16 protein-coding genes are annotated in these 15,507 nt (G+C 66.4%); 14 read left to right on the forward strand and 2 right to left on the reverse strand.

Going from position 1 to position 15,507, the window contains the following annotated elements:
• The first annotated feature begins 9 nt into the window (after positions 1–9).
• The 11 genes from BJP32_RS07820 to BJP32_RS07870 all read left to right on the forward strand — a co-directional run bounded on the left by BJP32_RS07820 (position 10) and on the right by BJP32_RS07870 (position 12,234).
• Positions 10–1,422: a sigma-54-dependent Fis family transcriptional regulator gene (locus BJP32_RS07820; RefSeq protein WP_076223539.1), complete on the forward strand. Its 1,413-nt coding sequence runs from the start codon at positions 10–12 to the stop codon at positions 1,420–1,422.
• A 4-nt stretch (positions 1,423–1,426) separates the two neighbouring features.
• Positions 1,427–2,311, forward strand: a complete 885-nt coding sequence (gene bla, locus BJP32_RS07825) for a class A beta-lactamase (RefSeq protein WP_076223540.1) — start codon at positions 1,427–1,429, stop codon at positions 2,309–2,311.
• A gap of 47 nt (positions 2,312–2,358) precedes the next feature.
• Positions 2,359–4,458 (forward strand): flagellar biosynthesis protein FlhA, encoded by a 2,100-nt coding sequence (flhA, locus tag BJP32_RS07830; RefSeq protein ID WP_076223541.1) that lies wholly within the window; start codon positions 2,359–2,361, stop codon positions 4,456–4,458.
• 54 nt (positions 4,459–4,512) lie between these two features.
• Positions 4,513–6,048, forward strand: a complete 1,536-nt coding sequence (locus BJP32_RS07835) for a CHASE3 domain-containing protein (protein ID WP_046651617.1) — start codon at positions 4,513–4,515, stop codon at positions 6,046–6,048.
• Positions 6,049–6,068: 20 nt separating this feature from the next.
• Positions 6,069–6,467, forward strand: coding sequence for a response regulator (locus BJP32_RS07840; protein WP_046651841.1), 399 nt, complete (start codon positions 6,069–6,071; stop codon positions 6,465–6,467).
• Between the two features lie 4 nt (positions 6,468–6,471).
• The gene (locus BJP32_RS07845) at positions 6,472–7,515 is read left to right on the forward strand and encodes a sensor histidine kinase (RefSeq protein ID WP_255370625.1); all 1,044 of its coding nucleotides are present in this window, start codon (positions 6,472–6,474) and stop codon (positions 7,513–7,515) included.
• Between the two features lie 50 nt (positions 7,516–7,565).
• Positions 7,566–8,042 (forward strand): NUDIX domain-containing protein, encoded by a 477-nt coding sequence (locus tag BJP32_RS07850; RefSeq protein WP_046651616.1) that lies wholly within the window; start codon positions 7,566–7,568, stop codon positions 8,040–8,042.
• 63 nt (positions 8,043–8,105) lie between these two features.
• Entirely contained in the window at positions 8,106–8,288 is a 183-nt protein-coding gene (locus BJP32_RS07855) for a CsbD family protein (RefSeq protein WP_046651615.1), read from the forward strand.
• A 174-nt stretch (positions 8,289–8,462) separates the two neighbouring features.
• Positions 8,463–9,863: a glycosyltransferase family 2 protein gene (locus BJP32_RS07860; protein WP_198935267.1), complete on the forward strand. Its 1,401-nt coding sequence runs from the start codon at positions 8,463–8,465 to the stop codon at positions 9,861–9,863.
• Positions 9,860–10,831 (forward strand): hypothetical protein, encoded by a 972-nt coding sequence (locus BJP32_RS07865; protein WP_046651614.1) that lies wholly within the window; start codon positions 9,860–9,862, stop codon positions 10,829–10,831. Before BJP32_RS07860 ends, BJP32_RS07865 begins: the two co-directional genes overlap by 4 nt.
• A gap of 182 nt (positions 10,832–11,013) precedes the next feature.
• Positions 11,014–12,234, forward strand: a complete 1,221-nt coding sequence (locus tag BJP32_RS07870; RefSeq protein ID WP_083673935.1) for a hypothetical protein — start codon at positions 11,014–11,016, stop codon at positions 12,232–12,234.
• Here BJP32_RS07870 and BJP32_RS07875 read toward each other — a convergent pair.
• The gene (locus BJP32_RS07875; RefSeq protein WP_046651612.1) at positions 12,231–13,409 is read right to left on the reverse strand and encodes a VWA domain-containing protein; all 1,179 of its coding nucleotides are present in this window, start codon (positions 13,407–13,409) and stop codon (positions 12,231–12,233) included. The two genes, BJP32_RS07870 and BJP32_RS07875, sit on opposite strands and share 4 nt — an antisense overlap.
• A 21-nt stretch (positions 13,410–13,430) precedes the next feature.
• A complete protein-coding gene (locus BJP32_RS07880) occupies positions 13,431–13,958 on the reverse strand; it encodes a GNAT family N-acetyltransferase (RefSeq protein ID WP_046651611.1) in 528 nt (175 codons plus the stop codon).
• 236 nt (positions 13,959–14,194) lie between these two features.
• On the opposite strand from BJP32_RS07880, the gene BJP32_RS07885 reads away from it, so the two are divergent.
• The 3 genes from BJP32_RS07885 to BJP32_RS07895 are packed head-to-tail and all read left to right on the forward strand — an operon-like array spanning position 14,195 to position 15,507.
• Positions 14,195–14,833 carry a histidine phosphatase family protein gene (locus BJP32_RS07885; protein ID WP_003163512.1) on the forward strand — a complete coding sequence of 213 codons (639 nt, stop codon included), beginning with the start codon at positions 14,195–14,197 and terminating at the stop codon, positions 14,831–14,833.
• A gap of 60 nt (positions 14,834–14,893) precedes the next feature.
• Positions 14,894–15,151 (forward strand): exodeoxyribonuclease VII small subunit, encoded by a 258-nt coding sequence (locus tag BJP32_RS07890; protein WP_040344421.1) that lies wholly within the window; start codon positions 14,894–14,896, stop codon positions 15,149–15,151.
• Positions 15,151–15,507 carry a tRNA-binding protein gene (locus BJP32_RS07895; protein ID WP_046651610.1) on the forward strand — a complete coding sequence of 119 codons (357 nt, stop codon included), beginning with the start codon at positions 15,151–15,153 and terminating at the stop codon, positions 15,505–15,507. Before BJP32_RS07890 ends, BJP32_RS07895 begins: the two co-directional genes overlap by 1 nt.

A 15,507-nucleotide genomic window follows, 5' to 3' on the forward strand; every position in this document is an offset into this window, starting at 1 on the left:
AGTAGGGCGATGCGTCTTCTGGTGGTGGGTCGTTTAAGCGGCCAACTGGCGACGGCGGTGAAGATGGCCATGGCGCACGGCGCCAAGGTCCAGCACGTCGAGCGCGCCGATCAGGCGACCGAGCAACTGCGCCGGGGGCAGGGCGCGGACCTGCTGATGGTCGACTATCGCATCGATATCGCCGCCCTGATCGCCGCCAATGACGCCGAGCGCATCCATGTGCCGGTCGTGGCCTGCGGCGTCGACGCTGACGCGCGCGAGGCGGCCGACGCCATCCGCGCCGGGGCCAAGGAGTTCATCCCCCTGCCGCCCGAGGCGGATCTGATCGCCGCCGTCCTGTCCGCCGTGGCCGACGACGAACGGCCGATGATCTCGGCCGATCCGGCGATGAAGCACGTCATCCAGCTGGCCGATCAGGTGGCGCGTTCGGAGGCCTCCATCCTGATCACCGGCGAAAGCGGCGTGGGTAAGGAGGTGATGGCGCGCTATCTGCACACCCACTCGCGCCGCGCCGACAAGGCCTTCATCAGCGTCAACTGCGCCGCCATCCCCGACAACCTGCTGGAATCCGAGCTGTTCGGTCACGAGAAGGGCGCCTTCACCGGCGCCGTGGCGCGCCGCATCGGCAAGTTCGAAGAGGCCGACGGCGGCACGCTTCTGTTGGACGAAATCAGCGAGATGGACGCGCGTCTGCAGGCCAAGCTGTTGCGCGCCATTCAGGAGCGGGTGATCGACCGCGTCGGCGGCGCCAAGCCGGTGCCGGTGAACATCCGCATCATCGCCACCTCCAACCGCGACCTGGCCAAGGCCGTGGCCGAGGGGACGTTCCGCGAAGACCTGCTGTACCGGCTGAACGTGGTGAACCTGCGCCTGCCGTCCTTGCGCGAACGCCCCGGCGACATCGCCGTGTTGGCGGACCACTTCGTCAAGAAATACGCCGCCGCCAACGGCGTGCCGCCGCGCGCTATCGGCTCCGAGGCCAAGCGCGCCCTGGTCGCCCACCGCTGGCCCGGCAACGTGCGCGAGCTGGAAAACGCCATGCACCGCGCCGTCCTGCTGGTGGCGGGCGCCGAGATCGACGTCGACGCCATCCGCCTGCCGGACGGCCGCCCGCTGCTGGGCGGGGGGGAGGGGGGCGCGACGCCCGCCGCTTCGGCCTATGACGCCGGCGTGGCCGGTCAGGCGGCCCAGGTCGCCGACGCCGTGACCCGCAGCTTCGTCGGTCAGACGGTGGCCGAGATGGAGAAGGCCCTGATCCTGGACACGCTCAGCCACTGCCTGGGCAACCGCACCCATGCGGCGACCATCCTGGGCATCTCGATCCGCACTCTGCGCAACAAGCTGAACGAATACGCTGACGCAGGCACGCCGATCCCGGCGCCCCAGTCGGGCGTCGCGGCCGCCTACGGCGCGGCGGGCTGATCCGATGCGCGCCGACCGCCGCACCCTGCTGATCGGCGCGGGCGCCCTCGCCCTGGGCGCTTGCGCGCGTGCGACGGAGCCTGCGGCGGCTGAACCCGCCATGCTCGACCTCGACCTGTCGGCGCTGGAGGCGCGCCATGGCGGTCGTCTGGGCGTGTCGGTCGCGACCGAGGGCCGGAGCGCCGCCTGGCGCGGCGACGAGCGGTTCGTCTATTGCTCGACCTTCAAGATGTATCTGGCGGCGGCGACCCTGCTGCGCGTCCAGGCGGGGCAGGAGCGGCTGGACCGGGCGATCCCGGTGACGCAAGCCGACATGATCAGCCACGCCCCGGTCACGCAACCGGCGGTCGGTTCGACCCTGACGATCGAGCAGTTGATGAAGGGCACGGTCGAAGTCAGCGACAATCCCGCCGCCAACATCCTGATCCGTGAAATGGGCGGGCTGGAGGCCTTGCGCGCCTTCTATCGCGGCATCGGCGACGACAGCACCCGCGTCGATCGCCTCGAGCCCGAGATGAATCGCCAGGACGGCGACAAGGACACCATCACGCCCGATCAGTCGGTGCGGAACATCCAGCGCCTGCTGGTCGCCGCCGATACGCCGCTGAGCCCGGCGTCCAAGACCCTGTTGATGCGCTGGCTGGTCGATACGCCGACGGGGCAGGGGCGGATCAAGGCGGGTGTCCCGGCGGGCTGGACCGTGGCGCACAAGACCGGCACCGGCGGCTATGGCCCCGTCAACGACATCGGCCTGATCCTGCCGCCGAATGCGGCGCCCATCGCCATCGCGATCTATTTCCGCGCCACGAAGGATTCGACCGACGCCCAGCGCGAGGCGGTCATCGCCGATGCGACCCGGCAGGCGCTCAAGGCGCTGGGGCATGGCTGAGGGCCGCCGAATCCTGTCATCAGGCGGCATGAGCTTCGCACGTCGTCATGGCTGACGCGCCCATCCTGATGAAGGACGGCATGGCGCGCCCCACGGGGCGTGACGCGCTCGGCTGGCTGATGCGCGGCGAGGTCGGCATGGCGGTCGGCGTCATCGCCGTCATCATGCTCTTGATCCTGCCGATCCCGAAGATGCTTCTGGATCTGCTGCTGGCGATCTCCCTGGTGTCCAGCGTGCTGATCCTGATGACGGCCGTGATGATGAAGCGGCCGCTGGACTTCGCCATCTTTCCCACGGTGCTGCTGGTCTCGACCCTGTTCCGTCTGGGGCTGAACCTGGCCTCGACGCGGCTGATCCTCAGCAACGGTCAGGAAGGCCACGACAGCGCGGGCAAGATCATCCAGGCCTTCGGCGAGCTGATGATGGGGGGCAACTTCATCATCGGGGTGATCATCTTCGCCATCCTGCTGGTGGTGAACTTCGTGGTCATCACCAAGGGCGCGACCCGTATCGCCGAGGTCTCTGCCCGCTTCACCCTGGACTCCATGCCGGGCAAGCAGATGGCCATCGACGCCGACCTGTCGGCGGGTCTGATCAACGAGGATCAGGCCAAGCTGCGCCGCAAGGAGCTGGAGCAGGAATCGACCTTCTTCGGGGCCATGGACGGCGCCTCCAAATTCGTGCGCGGCGACGCCGTTGCGGGCCTGATCATCACCTTCATCAACGCCATCGGCGGCCTGCTGATCGGCGTGGTGCAGCACGGCATGCCCGCCATGGAGGCGGCCAACACCTATGTCCAGCTGACCGTCGGCGACGGCCTGGTGACGCAGATTCCGGCCATCATCGTTTCGGTTGCGGCGGGTTTCCTCGTGACCAAGGCGGGGGTCGAGGGTTCGGCCGACAAGGCCTTCGTCGCCCAGTTGGCCAGCAATCCGGTGTCGCTGGGCGTGGTGTCGGGCACGGCGGGACTGATCGGCCTGATCCCGGGCATGCCGCTGCTGCCGTTCGCGGCGCTGGCGCTGGGGACGGGCTTCATGGCGTGGAAGCTGGGCCGCGACCGGCTGAAGCCGCCGCCCGCCGAGCCGGTGAACCTGAAGCCGAAGGAAGACGTGGAGGAGCCGATCTCCACCGCCCTGACCATCGACGAGGTGAAGATCGAGCTGGGCTACGCCCTGTTGGCCCTGATCAATGATCTGGAAGGCCGCCGCCTGACCGATCAGATCCGCGCCCTGCGCCGCTCGCTGGCCCAGGAGTACGGCTTCGTCATGCCCAGCGTGCGCATCCTCGACAACATGCGCCTGTCCAATCAGGGCTACGCCATCCGCATCAAGGAGATGGACGCCGGTTCGGGCGAGGTGCGCCTCGGCTCCCTGATGGCGATGGATCCGGCGGGTCGTCAGGTCGAATTGCCCGGCGAGCATACGCGCGAGCCCGCCTTCGGCTTGCCCGCGACCTGGATCGACGATTCCCTGCGCGAAGAGGCGACCTTCCGCGGCTACACCATCGTCGACCCCTCGACGGTGCTGACGACGCACCTGACCGAAATCCTCAAGGAGAACATGGCCGAGCTGCTCTCCTACGCCGAGGTGCAGAAGCTGCTGAAGGAGCTGAAGGGCGAGGAGCAGAAGCTGGTCGAGGAGTTGATCCCCTCTGTCGTCACCGTGACCACGCTTCAGCGCGTGCTTCAGGCCCTGCTGCGCGAGAAGGTGTCGATCCGCGACCTGCCCGCCATTCTGGAAGGTCTGGCAGAGGCGGCGCCGCACACCACCAGCGTCGCCACCCTGGTCGAGCACGTGCGCGGCCGTCTGGCGCGTCAGCTGTGCTGGCAGCACAAGGCCGACGACGGCGCCCTGCCCATCGTCACCCTGTCGCCCGAATGGGAGCAGGCCTTCGCCGAGAGCCTGATCGGCCCTGGCGAGGACAAGCAACTGGCCATGGCGCCCAGCAAGCTTCAGGATTTCATCCGCGCCGTCCGCGACGTGTTCGAGCGCGCCGCCATGACGGGCGAGAACCCGGTCTTGCTGACCGGGCCGCAGGTGCGCCCCTACGTCCGCTCCATCATCGAACGCTTCCGCGGTCAGACGGTGGTGATGAGCCAAAATGAGATTCATCCCAAGGCTCGCCTCAGGACGGTGGGATCAGTCTAGGTCGCGGCGTGGTAGGGGCTGGACACGGCTTCGACGGCGAATAAGGTTCGCGGCATGAAACGCATTCGGCCGGCCCTGCGCACCTTCGGAACCTTCCTGCGCACCCCGACCCTCAGTCGCTCGATCATCGCCCTTCTGGCCCTGGCGCTGCTGCTGCTGCTGGCCGTCAATACGGCGACGCTGGTGATGATCCAGCGGACTTCCAACTACAACGACACCGTGGACCACAGCCAGCAGGTGCGCCTGGCGGCCAAGGACACGCTGATGCTTCTGACCGACGCCGAGACGGGGCAGCGCGGCTTCATGTTGACGGCGCGGACCGAGTATCTGGGCGTGCACGACAACGCGGTCGCCAAGTTGCCGGCCGTGATCGCTCGGCTGGAAGCCCTGGTTGAGGGCGACGCTGAATCCTCGGCGCGCGTGGTCAAGGTCAAGCAGATGGCGCGGGACCGGCTGGCTCTGATGGATGAAACCGTCAACCTGACCCGCACGGGCCGTATCGGCGAGGCCGTTTCGCGCATTCGCGGCGGTCAGGGCAAGGCTCTGATGGACGCCATGCGCGTCGAGCTGGCCGCCATCGACGCCATTGAAGCGAAACGCCTGGCCGAACGCACCCGCCAGTCGGAATGGGCCCAGGCGGTGACCGTGGCGGTCAACGCTCTGGCCGGGGTGCTGATCCTGGTGCTGGCGGGGATCAGCGTCTGGCTGGTGCGACGCTATGTGGCCGAGATCGAGGCCGCGCATTTCGAACTGGACCGGGTCAACGCCGGTCTGGAGAACGAGGTGCGCGATCGCACCGCCGAACTGACCCGCGCCAACGAAGAGATCCAGCGTTTCGCCTATATCGTCAGCCACGATCTGCGTGCGCCCCTGGTCAACGTCATGGGCTACACGTCTGAGTTGGAGCAGGTCGCCAAACAGCTGGACGAGCAACTGGCGGCGGTCGAGACGGCGCACCCTGGTCTGGTGGACCCCGAGGCCGTGCGCGCCGTGCGTGAGGACGCCCCCGAGGCTGTCGGCTTCATCCGCACCTCGACGGCCAAGATGGATCGGCTGATCAACGCCATCCTGCGTCTGTCGCGCGAAGGGCGCCGCGCCCTGGCGTCGGAGCGGCTGGACATGACGGCCATGGCCAAGGGCATCGCCGATACGGTTCATCATCAGGTCGCCGAAACAGGCGGCGAGATCGTGGTGGGCGAGTTGCCGATGCTGGAGAGCGATCGTCTGGCGGTCGAGCAGATCTTCGGCAATCTGATCGACAATGCGGTGAAGTATCAGCAGCCCGACCGCCCCATCCGGGTCGAGATACAGGGGCAGGAGACATCCGGCGGCTGGCTCGAGTATCGCATCAGCGACAACGGCCGGGGCGTCTCGCCCAAGGATCATGAGCGGATTTTCGAGCTGTTCCGTCGCTCGGGCAAGCAGGACACGCCGGGCGAGGGCCTGGGCCTGGCCTTCGTGCGCAACATCGTGCGGCGTCTCGGGGGCTCCATCGACGTCGAATCAGAACTCGGCCAGGGGTCGACATTTCATCTGAAATTTCCGAAACGTCTGACTATGCTGGGTGACTACCAAGGAGACCGCCTGTGAGCCACTCAGTGAAGATCGTCATGGTCGAGGACGATCATGGGCACGCCAAGCTCATTGAGAAGAACATCCGGCGGGCGAACATCGCCAACGACATCGTCCATTTCGATCACGGCGAGGCGGCGCTCGACTATCTTTTCAGCGACGAGGTGGGGCGCACCGGCCCCCTGTTGATCCTGCTGGACCTGAATCTGCCGGACATGTCGGGCACGGACATCCTTGATCGGGTCAAGTCCGACGACAATCTGCGCCGCGCGCCCGTGGTCGTGCTGACCACCACCGACGACAAAATCGAAATCCAGCGCTGCTACGATCTGGGCTGCAACGTCTACATCACCAAGCCGGTGGACTACGAGGCCTTTGCGGGCGCCATCCGCCAGCTGGGCCTGTTCCTGTCGGTCATGCAGGCGCCTGAGATCTGACGCCGTGACGGAACCGGGGGCCGCCATACGTCTCTTGTACATCGACGATGACCGCGGCTTGTCCCGCCTGGTCCAGAAGGAGCTCGGCCGCCACGGCTATGAGGTCATCTGCGCGCCCGATGCGGACAGCGGCTATGAGGTGCTGAAGGCGGGCCAGTTCGATGTCTGCGCCCTGGACCACTACATGCCGGGTCGTGAGGGCCTGGACGTCCTGCCCGACATCCTGGCACTGCCGACGCCGCCGCCGGTGGTCTATGTGACGGGGGCCCAGGACGGCCGCATCGCCGTCGCCGCCCTGCGCGCCGGGGCCGCCGATTACGTCATCAAGGACGTGTCCGAGGACTTCACCGCCCTGCTGCGTTCGGCTCTCGAGGACGCGCTGCTGCGGCGTCGTCTGGAGCGCGAGAACGAAGAGGCGCACGAGGAAGTGCGCCAGGCCCGCGACCGCGCCGAGGCCTTGCTGCGCGAGGTGAACCATCGCGTCGGCAACTCGCTGCAACTGGTGTCCAGCTTCATCTCCCTGCAACTGCGCCAGCTGGCCGATGAGGGCGCGCGCGACGCCCTGCGCGAGGCCCAGGTGCGGATCGAGGCCGTGGCCCATGTCCACCGCCGCCTCTACACCTCGGCCGATGTCGAGCGGGTTCAGATGGACGAGTATCTTGCCGGTCTGGTCGATGAGCTGGGCAAGTCCATCGGCCCCGACAGCGACGGGCCGCGACTGACTCTGCAGGCTGAGCCTCTTCAGGTGACGACCGATCAGGCCGTGTCCCTGGGCGTCATCGTGACCGAGCTTGTCACCAACGCCGTCAAATACGCCTATGAGCCGGATGCTGCGGGCGAGATCCGCGTGATCCTGAGGCGTCTGGAGGATGGGCGACGCGCCCAGCTGACGGTCGAGGATGACGGGCCCGGCCTGGGCGACGGTTTGCCCAAGGGGACGGGCCTGGGCTCCAAGATCATCTCGGCCATGGCGGGCGGACTGCGCTCGGCGATCGAGGTGGACCCGGCGCATCGCGGCGTGCGCGCCCTTTTGGCGTTTGATCTCTGACGACGCTTTGGGGGTTTCGCCCGGCGAGGCGGCAGGGTTAATCTCCCACGATGAAGCTTCAGTTCGGTACGACCCGTCCCGGTCTCGATTACATCCACCGTCCCGCCGTCTTCGGCATCGCCGAGCGTGACGGCCGTCTGGCCTGCGTGCGTGTGGATCGCGGCGACGGGCACGCCTATTTCGATCTGCCCGGCGGCGCCCTGGACGGCGAAGAGACGGAGCAGCAGGCCTTGGCGCGCGAGTTCGCCGAGGAGACGGGCCTGATCATCCAGCCGGTCGATCGCCTGACCGAGGCGGCGCAGTATTTCCTCAAGTCGGACGGCACGCCGGTCAACAACGTCGGCGGCGTCTGGCTCGTCAATGTGACCGGCGCCGACCCCTCGGCCAAGCAGGAAGCGGATCATGAGCTGGTCTGGCTGGAGCCGCTGCGCGCCCTGTTCAGCCTGCGGCACGAGGCGCACAGCTGGGCCGTTGCGCGCTGGTTGCGTGATCGTCATGCCGCAGCCTCCGCTTCGGAACCTCGCTAGAGAAAAAGGGTTGTTTTCCTGACGGGCGCCAGTTCCGGCGATCCGAAAGACAGGGAGCTCTCCATGCCCGACCACGACCGTATCGAAGGCGCCGCCAAGAACATGGGCGGCAAGCTCAAGGAAGCCGCCGGCAAGCTGACCGGCGATGAAAAGCTGAAAGCCGAAGGCCGCGCCGATCAGGTGGCGGGCAAGATCCAGAACGCCGTCGGCGGCGTGAAAGACGCGTTGAAGGGCGAGCGAGGCTAAGACGTCCAGGCGGGCGTTGTCTGTTCATGACGCCCGCTACTCCCTTGATAAGAGAATTTACGATTTATTCGATATGGTCGGTGTAATATTCGAGTGATGGTTACTTTCGGTTAGCGGTAAAGTTCAAAAACGAAAATTTCTATCGTCATTCACAAGGCGTTCACGGGGGCAGCGATGTCCGATAGAGTGTCTGAGACGAGCACGGAGCCGATGGTCGGCGTGCAGGGCGCGACCGGGCTGTCGCATCCCTACCGGCGATTGTACCTGCCGGTTCCTGCAAAATTCATTCTGGCGCTGACTTTGGCGATCGCCTGGACGGCGCTCAGCGTCTGGCTTTCGCAGCGTTGGCTGGCGGATCTGGCGAGTGTGAGCAACTGGGTTTTCGCCCTCATCGCCATCGGCTTCATCGCCTATGTGCCGGGGTTCATGAACGCCTTCCTGCTCGGCACGCTGATGTTCGATCGAAGGCCGCCGCGCATCCACCCGACGACCTATCCGGCAGTCAGCGTTCTTGTCGCCGCCTATAATGAGGCGTCCGGCATTCGCGACACCCTCACCAGTCTGGCGCATCAGACCTATCCCGGTTCCTATGAGATTCTGATCCTCAACGACGGTTCGACCGACGACACGGTCGCGGTCGCGCGCCGGGCGATCGCCGAATTGGACTTTCCGCCCAACGCCGCCGTGCGCGTGCTCGACTATTCGGTCAATGCGGGCAAGGCGGCGGTGCTCAACCGCGGTCTGAAAGAGGCGCGCCACGACCTGATCGTCACCATCGACGGCGATTCCTGGGTGCGCGAGGACGGCCTGGCCCAGATCGTCGAGCGTCTGCTGACCGATCCGCCCTCCACCCAGGCGATCGCCGGCGCCGTCATGGTGCGCAACTCACGTGAGAACTTCCTGACCCGTTCCCAGGAATGGGACTACTTCCACGGCATCGCCGCCGTGAAGCGGATGCAGTCCATGTATCACGGCACCCTGGTCGCACAGGGCGCCTTCTCCCTCTATCGGCGGGAGGCCCTGGAACAGGTCGGCGGCTGGCCCGAATGCGTGGGCGAGGACATCGTCGTGTCCTGGGCCCTGCTCGAAAAGGGATACCGCATCGGCTACGCCGAGGACGCCCTGGCCTTCACCAATGTGCCGACGCGCTTCAAACAGTTCGCCTTGCAGCGCAAACGCTGGTCGCGCGGCCTGATCGAGGCGTTCAAGGCGCACGGCGGCCTGCTGCTCAAACCACGCCTGACCACCATCTTCATCTGGTGGAACCTGTGCTTCCTGCCGCTGGATCTGGTTTACACCTTCGTCTTCATCCCCGGCTTGGTGCTGGCGATGTTCGGCATCTTCTGGATCGCCGGACCGCTGACGCTGGCGGTGCTGCCGCTGGCGGCCCTGTGGAACATATTCATCTTCCGCATCCAGCGCCGTATGTTCCATAGCGAAGGACTGAAGGTGCGCCGCAACTTCGGGGGATTTCTCTTCTACGCCCTGGGCTACAGTCTGGTGATGCAGCCGGTCTGCGTGTGGGGCTATGGCGCCGAACTGCTGGGGATGCGGAAGAAATGGGACACCAAATGAACGCCCTGACCGGGGGAGCCGCGCTGGCGCTCGTTCTGCTGGCGGCGGCCTCCGCCCAGGCTCAGTCCGCGCCGGAGACGGCCCAGCAGACCGCCCGCGCCGAGCATCCTGACAGCGTGGCGGCCGGTTTCCTGCCGCGCTACGCGGTGGGCGCGGACCTGTTCGCCTCGACCGACGCCGACAACACCGACGTCATCAAGGCGGGGGTGAACCTCGACTGGCGCTACAGGGGGCCGGACGACTACCTCGGCCTGCGGATCGAGACGGCCAGCTTCAAGCCGCTGGGCCAGAAGTCGACCGAGGACCAGCGCGTCTATCTGCGCTTCGCCGACAAGACCGGCGACTGGTCGTGGAAGGGGCAGGTCGGCACGGACGGCGACACCGTCCTGGGCGCGGTCAGCGTTCACAACGACGCCCGGTTCCGCCAGGAATACTTCATCGAGCGCGAGATTCTGGAAACGCCGCTCGGCTTGGAGAAGGGGCTCTACTACACGTTCCTCGGCGGGGCCTTCGACCTGCCGGTCAATGATCGCAACAACTTCACCGTCATGGCGGGCGTTCAGGATTTCACGGGAGACAACGTCCGCACCCATCTGCGCCTCAACTACATCCATGTGCTGAAGCCCGAATGGGGCCTGTCCGCCCAACTTCGCACCCGCTACTTCCACAGCAGCGACCCCGGCGAGTACGACTATTTCTCGCCCAAGAACTATGTCGAGGTCATGCCGGTGCTGCAGGTGCGCCGCTACTACGGCGGCTGGCGCTATGTGATCGCCGGCGGCCTGGGCGCTCAGAAGGAAACGGGCAGCGACTGGCGCAACGCCCGCTATTTCAACGCTCAGGTCACCAGCCCCCCTGTGCGCGAATGGGCCTTCACAGCGGGCCTGACCTACAGCAACACCCCCGTCGCCCGTGGCTACACCTATGACTACACCCAGGTGAATTTCGGCGTGACGCGCGCCTTCTGACCAATTCGGCTTTCACTCTTGAAAGTCAGGCTGTCGGGGTGTGAACGGAGCGCTTCTGTTCAGGGACGCTTCGCCACAGTCGCGCCGGAATCTTTTCTAGTATCGTTGTAATGTCAGTTTCTCGAGGGGGAGAGCGGATGTGGGCACGTCGATCGATCTTGTTGGGAGCGGCGGGTTTGAGCGTGGGGCTTCCTGCGTCCGTCCTGGCGCAGGAAGCGCTTTCGAGCGACGACCAGTTCTTCTCCGAAGGTCGCTATTTGCCGACCTACCTCGACCTGAAGGCCAAGGCTGAAGCGGGTGATCAAGCGGCGCGACAGATGTTAAGTCAGTTCGCGTCCTTCCTGGGGGACGAGGCGACGGCCGTCGGCTTGGATGAGCGGCCTCCGCGGCCGTCGCTGATTCCACCCGACTTGGACGGCGCAGTGGCGCGTGACGCGATCGAAGCCATCGTCGAGGCGGCCCGTAACACCCGCATTGTCATCCTGAACGAGGCGCACAACATTTCCGGACATCGCGCCTTCGCCGCCCGGGTGATGCGTGCGTTGCGCCCGCTGGGCTACGACTGGTTCGCCGCCGAAACCTTCACCCCGCCTCAGCCTGTGCCGCTTGTCCGGGTCGACGCCTATACGAAGGGCGCGCCCTTCCTGGCCAGCTACGGCTACTACACGCACGATCCGGTCTTCGCCGAGATGGTGCGCGAGGCGGCCCGGCTCGGCTACCGCTTTTCGGACTATGAACAGAGCTTCGACCAAAGGGCGCCCGATGACGCGGACAGCGCCGCGCAGATCGCCGCGCGTGAAGAGGCGCAGGCCGACAACCTGATCGCCAACATCCTGTCGACTAACTCTGCGGCGCGCGTCTTCGCCTTCGTCGGCTACAGTCATGCGATGGAGATTGAGGGACGGGGCGGGCTGTGGTTCGCCGCGCGCCTGAAAGCCAAGACGGGCATCGATCCGCTGACGATTGAGCAGTCGAGGAACTGGCCCGCGATCGCGCCTCAGAACGATGCGCCGCACGTAGCCGCCGTCCTGGCGCGCTTTGCGCCCGAAAACCCGATCGTGGTGTCCAGAGATGGCGAGAGCATCGCCACGCCCAACTATGCCGGAAAAATGGATATGTCGGTCTTCCATCCGCGCATGACGCCTGTGGCGGGCCGCCCGGGGTGGCTGGCGGCGGATCCCGAGCGGCGGCGCGTGACGATCAAGGTTCCGCCGCTGGACGAACAGGTGCTGATCCAGGCCCTGTCGATGGCGGAAACCACGGCCGGCCCGCCGTCGGATCACTATCTGCTGCCGCCCGGCGCGTCGGAGGCGACGTTCTTTCTTCACCCCGGCCGTTATTTCTTCCGTCAAGAGACCGCAGCGGGCATTCAGCCGGCCTTTGGCGCGCTCAGCGTCGATTAGCGCGCCAGGGTTCGCATCGCCCGTTCCAGGCCTTCCAGCGTCAGGGGGAACATGCGGTGCTCCATCACCTCGCCGATCAGGCTGACTGAGGGGGTGTAGCTCCAGTGGCGCTCTGGCACTGGGTTCAGCCAGACCGACTTGTCCCACTGTTCGCGGGCGCGTTTCAGCCAGACGGCGCCGGCTTCCTCGTTCCAGTGCTCGACCGAGCCGCCGGGCATGGTCACTTCATAGGGCGACATGGTCGCGTCGCCGACGAAGATGGCGCGCCAGTCGCCGGGGTATTTGTGGATCAGATCCCAGGTGGGGATGCGTTCGCTGTGGCGGCGTCGGTTGTCCTTCCACACCCCTTCGTAGAGGCAGTTGTGGAAGTAGAAGAACTCCAGGTTCTTGAACTCGGTCCGCGCGGCCGAGAACAGCTCTTCACACAGCTGGATATGGCCGTCCATCGAGCCGCCGACGTCGAGGAACAACAGCACCTTGATGGTGTTGCGCCGCTCCGGCCGCATCTGGATGTCCAGCCAGCCCTGACGCGCCGTGCCGTCGATGGTGCCGTCGATGTCCAGTTCTTCGGCCGCGCCCTCGCGGGCGAAGCGGCGCAGGCGGCGCAGCGCCACCTTGATGTTGCGAGTCCCCAGTTCGACCGTGTCGTCCAGATTGCGGTACTCGCGCTTCTCCCAGACCTTGACCGCGCGGCCGTGACGTCCGGGGCCGCCGATGCGGACGCCCTCGGGGTTGTAGCCGCCGTGGCCGAAGGGGCTGGTTCCGCCCGTGCCGATCCAGCGGTTGCCGCCCTGATGGCGCTCCTTCTGTTCCTCGAGCCGTTGCTTCAGCGTCTCCATCAGCTGCTCGAAACCGCCGAGGGCCTCGATCTGGGCCTTCTGCTCGTCGGTCAGGTATTTTTCGGTCAGCAGGCGCAGCCAGTCCTCGGGGATGTCGGCGGTGATCTCCTCGCCGGGGCTGACGCCCTCCAGCCCCTTGAACACCTTGCCGAAAACCTGATCGAAGCGGTCGTAGTGCTTCTCGTCCTTGACCAGAACGGCGCGCGACAGGTGGTAGAAGGCTTCGACGTCGCGGCCCGCCAGGCCCTTGTCCATTGCCTCCATCAGATGGAGCCATTCCTTGAGCGACACAGGCACCTTGGCCTCGCGCAGGGCGGTGAAGAAGGGCAGCAGCATGGGCTTAAGACTGGGCCTGGCCTAGCCGCGCCGCAAGATGAACTCGTCGTCCATCCAGGCGCCGACCGGATACTGATACTCGCCCGCCTTCTCGAAGCCGTAGGCGGCGTACAGCTTCTGCGCCTTCAGATTGCCGCTCCAGACGCCGATCCACAGGGGGCCGTCGGAGTGGGCCTCCATCCAGTCCAGCGAGATCTTCAGCAGTTGCGTGCCGAGGCCCAGGCCTTGCGCCTGCTTGCCGACGTAGAGGCGGCGCAGCTCCGCGTGGCTGGCGCGGCCGTCGGGGTGGGGCAAGGTGTTCGGCCCGGCGTTGGCGAAGGCCAGCAGTTCGCCGTCGCGCTCGGCCACCCACCAGGCGGCGCCGGGCTCGGCCAGCTTCTTGGTGATGGCCTCGGCGTTGAAGCTGGCGTCCAGGAACATGGTCAGGTCGGCGGTCGGATAGGGAATGCCGAAGCCGGTGACGAAGGTGTCGATGAAGGTCTGGCGTCCCAGCACGGCCAGGGCGGCGGCGTCATCGGGGCGGGCGGGACGGATCACGGGTTCGCTCATTCTTCGACGCATAGCGCCGCGCGGAGGCCGGGTGAAGGCGCGTCGGGACGCTCCGCGCCCTGTTCATTGCAACCTCGTCATCTTTGCGTGGTTGCAGGGGCGCGCGGCGGAAGCTACCACCTTTGTCCAAGGTGCGCTGTTCGCGGCGCACGCCAATGCTGGGATCGGGGAGGTAAAGGGACGCCAAGGCCTTGGTTTCACAGGCTGATCCCCGTGCTATGACTTCTCCTGCACTCATGACTCATTCCGAATCCGCAGTTCAGACGCCGGTTGCGGCCGCCGGCTCCGCCGAGTCGGAGACCGCCTATGGCGCGATCACCCTGGCGCGCCATGGCGAGCCGGCGCTGTCGCGCAAATGCATGATCACCTCGGACCAGTATCGCGACTGGTGGGGGCGTTATGAGATCGGCGGCCTGCGTGCGGGTCAGACGCCGCCCCAGGCCCTGCTGAGCACGGCCGAGGGCGCCGGGGCGATCTACGCCTCCACCCGGCCGCGCGCGCAGGAAACCGCCCGCGCCGTCGCGCCGGGCCGCGACGTCCTGGTTGACGCCCTGTTCATCGAGGCCCCCCTGCCGCCACCGCATTTTCCGGCCTGGATCAAGCTGTCGCCGCGCTACTGGGGCGTGATCTCGCGCATCTGGTGGCACGCCTTCAACCACCACGAGGGCCAGGAGACCCGCGCCGAGGCCGAGGTCCGCGCCGACCAGGCCGCGCGCGTCCTGATCGCTCGCGCCTCGGAAGGCCATGACGTGCTGGTGCTGGCGCACGGCTATTTCAACCACATGGTCGGCCAGCGGCTGAAGGCGCACGGCTGGCGTCTGGCCCACAACCAGGGCTTCAAATACTGGTCCCAGCGCCGTTTCGTGAAGCGCTGACGTCGCGGCGTCAGGAAGGCCGTTGAAGCGGCGCGCCTGCCTCTCTAGGTTGCGCCCATCATGACTGACGCATCCGCTTCCCCCGCCGTGCCCGCCGATCTCAGCTTCGAGGACGCCCTGTCGCGTCTGGAGGGCATCGTTTCGCGCCTGGAATCGGGTCAGGCGCCGCTTGAGGAGTCCATCGCCCTGTACGAAGAGGGCGCGCGGCTGAAGGCTCACTGCGAGGCGCGGCTGAAGGCCGCCCAACTGCGGGTCGAGAAGATCGTCGTCGGCGCCGACGGTCAGGCCAAGGGCGTCGAACCGGCCGAGTTCGGCTGATGTCCGGTTCCGCAATCGCGCCGCAGATCGGCTTCGACGACTTCATGAAGGTGGACGTTCGCGTCGGCCGGATCATCAAGGCCGAGCCGTTCCCCGAGGCCCGCAAGCCCGCCTATAAGCTGACCATCGACTTCGGCGAGGCGATCGGCGTCAAGAAGTCCTCGGCCCAGATCACCCATCACTACACCCTGGACGAGCTGCACGGCCGCAAGGTCGCCGCTGTCGTCAACTTCCCGCCGCGCCAGATCGGGCCGGTGATGTCCGAGGTGCTGACGCTGGGCTTCCCGGACGCGGAAGGGAACGTCGTCCTGGCCGGCGTCGACCGCGACCTGCCGCTGGGCGGGAGGCTGTTTTGA

This window comes from Brevundimonas sp. ZS04 (assembly GCF_001956865.1).
Lineage (GTDB): Bacteria > Pseudomonadota > Alphaproteobacteria > Caulobacterales > Caulobacteraceae > Brevundimonas > Brevundimonas diminuta.